This window comes from Micromonospora sp. NPDC048947 (assembly GCF_040649495.1).
In the GTDB taxonomy this organism is placed as follows: domain Bacteria; phylum Actinomycetota; class Actinomycetes; order Mycobacteriales; family Micromonosporaceae; genus Micromonospora; species Micromonospora alfalfae.
The window spans coordinates 108,862-112,861 of the sequence record NZ_JBEZFO010000024.1 but is presented as its reverse complement, the minus strand read 5'-3'; the positions used below and the strand labels follow the sequence as shown (position 1 = coordinate 112,861).

Sequence of the window (4,000 nt, the reverse complement as noted above, 5' to 3'; positions counted from 1 at the left end):
GGGGGGTTTCATCGCACACGTAACCCCCCCCGCCGTATTGGTGGATCTGGCTGCGACCGGTCCTGAGCTGGGCTCCGACCATGGGTACCCTTGACCCGAACGAGCGTGGCCTGTCGCCCTCCAGTGGGAAACAAGGGACAACCCGGATACCGGCCCTTGACGCGGCCCGGGGCTGCCAGGCACGCTGACACCAGCAAGACACCGCGCTTGCGACGGCCACGACGTGGGTATGACAGCGGCGGCACCATCAGCCGCTGTAACCCGAGCGGCCCAGTGGGGAGTTGCGTTCTGAGCGGCCCGGCAGACCCCGGTTGACGGGGGCCGAGGCGCGCTCCGCAAACAACCTGCGGGGTGGGCTGGACAGCGGTTAGCCTCTCGGCTACACTGCTAGTTTGCGCTGCCTTCCGACTTGACCCCTGCTCGGAAATGTCCGTTTACGGATATTTCTGGTGGGGTCATTGGAGTGCACGCGTACCAGCCGTTCTGCAGCACCGGTCCTCGGAAGGACGCATCTTGGCAGCTTCCCGCCCTGCGAAGACCAGTCGTACGTCGAGCGCATTCGCTCCCCGCCGAGTTTCATTCGGCAGGATCACCGAACACCTCGAGGTCCCCAACCTCCTTGCCATTCAGAACGAGTCCTTCGACTGGCTCGTCGGCAACGAGGCTTGGCAGGGCCGGTCGGCGGACGACCCGCACGCACGATCGGGTCTCGCGGAGATCCTTGAAGAGATCAGTCCCATTGAGGACTTCTCCGGCACCATGTCGCTCTCCTTCTCAGCGCCGCGCTTCGACGAGGTCAAGGCCTCGATCGAGGAGTGCAAGGAGAAGGACCTGACCTACTGCGCTCCGCTCTTCGTGACCGCGGAGTTCACCAACAACACCACTGGCGAGATCAAGAGCCAGACGGTGTTCATGGGTGACTTCCCGATGATGACGCCCAAGGGCACCTTCGTCATCAACGGCACCGAGCGCGTCGTGGTCAGCCAGCTCGTCCGGTCTCCGGGCGTGTACTTCGACAAGCAGCCGGACAAGACCTCCGACCGCGACCTCTCCAGCGTCAAGGTCATCCCGAGTCGGGGTGCCTGGCTGGAGTTCGACATCGACAAGCGCGACACGGTCGGTGTGCGCATCGACCGCAAGCGTCGGCAGGCCGTCACCGTCCTGCTCAAGGCCATCGGATGGTCGGCCGAGCGAATTCGTGAGAAGTTCGGCTGGTCCGAGCTGATGATGACCACGCTCGAGAAGGACCACATCGCCGGCGCCGACGAGGCTCTGCTCGACATCTACCGCAAGCTGCGCCCTGGCGAGCCGCCGACGCGCGAGAACGCCCAGACCCTGCTCGACAACCTCTTCTTCAACCCGAAGAGGTACGACGTCGCCAAGGTCGGGCGCTACAAGTTCAACAAGAAGCTCGAAGTTGGCGTGCCGATCACCACTGGCACGCTGACCGAGGACGACATCGTCGCCACCGTGGAGTACCTGTGCCGGCTGCACGCCGGTGAGGACGGCTACGAGGCCGACGACATCGACCACTTCGGCAACCGGCGCCTCCGTACCGTGGGCGAGCTGATCCAGAACCAGGTTCGGGTCGGCCTGTCCCGGATGGAGCGGGTCGTCCGCGAGCGGATGACCACGCAGGACGTCGAGGCGATCACCCCGCAGACCCTGATCAACATCCGCCCGGTGGTGGCGGCGATCAAGGAGTTCTTCGGGACGTCCCAGCTGTCCCAGTTCATGGACCAGACCAACCCGCTGGCGGGCCTGACCCACCGGCGTCGGCTGAGCGCGCTCGGCCCGGGTGGTCTGTCCCGGGAGCGGGCCGGCTTCGAGGTCCGCGACGTGCACCCGTCCCACTACGGCCGGATGTGCCCGATCGAGACGCCGGAAGGCCCGAACATCGGCCTGATCGGCGCGCTGTCCACCTTCGCCCGGGTCAACCCGTTCGGCTTCATCGAGACGCCGTACCGGAAGGTCGTCGAGGGTCGGGTCACCGACCAGATCGACTACCTGACCGCGGACGAGGAGGACCGGTTCGTCAAGGCCCAGGCCAACGCGCGCCTGAAGGCTGACGGCACGTTCGCCGAGGACCGGGTGCTCTGCCGTCGTAAGGGCGGCGAGACCGAGGACGTCGTCCCCGGTGCCGTCGACTACATGGACGTCTCGCCCCGGCAGATGACCTCGGTCGCGACCGCCATGATCCCGTTCCTCGAGCACGACGACGCCAACCGGGCACTGATGGGCGCGAACATGCAGCGCCAGGCGGTGCCGCTGGTCAAGGCCGAGGCGCCGCTCGTGGGTACGGGCATGGAGTACCGGGCCGCTGTCGACGCTGGCGACGTGGTGGTCGCCGAGGTCGGCGGTGTGATCGAGGATCTCTGCGCCGACTACGTCACCATCCACCAGGATGACGGCCACCGCCGGACGTACCTGCTGCACAAGTTCCGCCGCTCCAACGCCGGCTCCTGCGTCAACCAGAAGCCTGTCGTCTTCGAGGGCGACCGCGTCGAGGCCGGTCAGGTCATCGCCGACGGTCCGTGCACCGACGAGGGCGAGATGGCACTCGGACGCAACCTGCTGGTGGCGTTCATGTGCTGGGAGGGCCACAACTACGAGGACGCGATCATCCTGTCGCAGCGCCTCGTGCAGCAGGACGTGCTCACCTCGATCCACATCGAGGAGCACGAGGTCGACGCCCGGGACACCAAGCTCGGTCCGGAGGAGATCACCCGCGACATCCCGAACGTCAGCGAGGAAATGCTCGCTGACCTCGACGAGCGCGGCATCATCCGGATCGGCGCCGAGGTCGTCCCCGGTGACATCCTGGTCGGCAAGGTCACGCCCAAGGGTGAGACCGAGCTGACCCCGGAGGAGCGTCTGCTCCGCGCGATCTTCGGTGAGAAGGCGCGTGAGGTTCGGGACACCTCGCTGAAGGTGCCGCACGGCGAGACCGGCACGGTCATCGGTGTGCGCACGTTCTCCCGCGAGGACGGCGACGAGTTGCCGCCGGGTGTCAACGAGCTGGTCCGGGTCTACGTCGCCCAGAAGCGCAAGATCCAGGACGGCGACAAGCTCGCCGGCCGGCACGGCAACAAGGGTGTCATCTCGAAGATCCTGCCGATCGAGGACATGCCGTTCCTTGAGGACGGCACCCCTGTCGACATCGTGCTCAACCCGCTCGGTGTGCCGAGCCGGATGAACATCGGCCAGGTGCTGGAGACCCACCTCGGTTGGGTCGCCAAGACCGGTTGGAAGGTCGAGGGTGACGACGCCGACTGGAAGCGTCAGCTGCGCTCGATCGACGCGCACGAGTCCGAGGGCGACACCAACGTGGCCACCCCGGTCTTCGATGGTGCCCGCGAGGAGGAGATCTCCGGTCTGCTCGAGTCGACCCTGCCCAACCGGGACGGCAAGCAGCTGATCGGTCGTACCGGCAAGGCGCAGCTGTTCGACGGTCGTTCCGGCGAGCCGCTGCCGGACCCGATCGCGGTCGGCTACGTCTACATCCTGAAGCTCAACCACCTGGTCGACGACAAGATCCACGCTCGTTCGACGGGCCCGTACTCGATGATCACGCAGCAGCCGCTGGGTGGTAAGGCGCAGTTCGGTGGTCAGCGTTTCGGTGAGATGGAGTGCTGGGCGATGCAGGCGTACGGCGCTGCCTACGCCCTGCAGGAGCTACTCACGATCAAGTCCGACGACGTGCTCGGCCGAGTGAAGGTCTACGAGGCCATCGTCAAGGGCGAGAACATCCCGGAGCCGGGCATCCCGGAGTCGTTCAAGGTGCTGCTCAAGGAGCTGCAGTCGCTGTGCCTCAACGTTGAGGTGCTCTCCAGCGACGGTGTGGCCCTGGAAATGCGCGAGACCGACGACGAGGTGTTCCGGGCCGCTGAGGAGCTGGGCATCGACCTGTCCCGGCGCGAGCCGAGCTCGGTCGAAGAGGTCTGAGGTGAGCGGTCGGGGGGGGGGGGGGGGGCGGCGGCCCCCCCCCCCCCCCCCCCAA

1 protein-coding gene is annotated in these 4,000 nt (G+C 66.5%); it reads left to right on the top strand.

Features of this window, described 5'->3' with window-relative positions; translation table 11 throughout:
* Positions 1-513: 513 nt before the first annotated feature.
* The gene (locus AB0B98_RS28715; RefSeq protein ID WP_091402413.1) at positions 514-3,945 is read left to right on the top strand and encodes a DNA-directed RNA polymerase subunit beta; all 3,432 of its coding nucleotides are present in this window, start codon (positions 514-516) and stop codon (positions 3,943-3,945) included.
* Positions 3,946-4,000 lie beyond the last annotated feature (55 nt).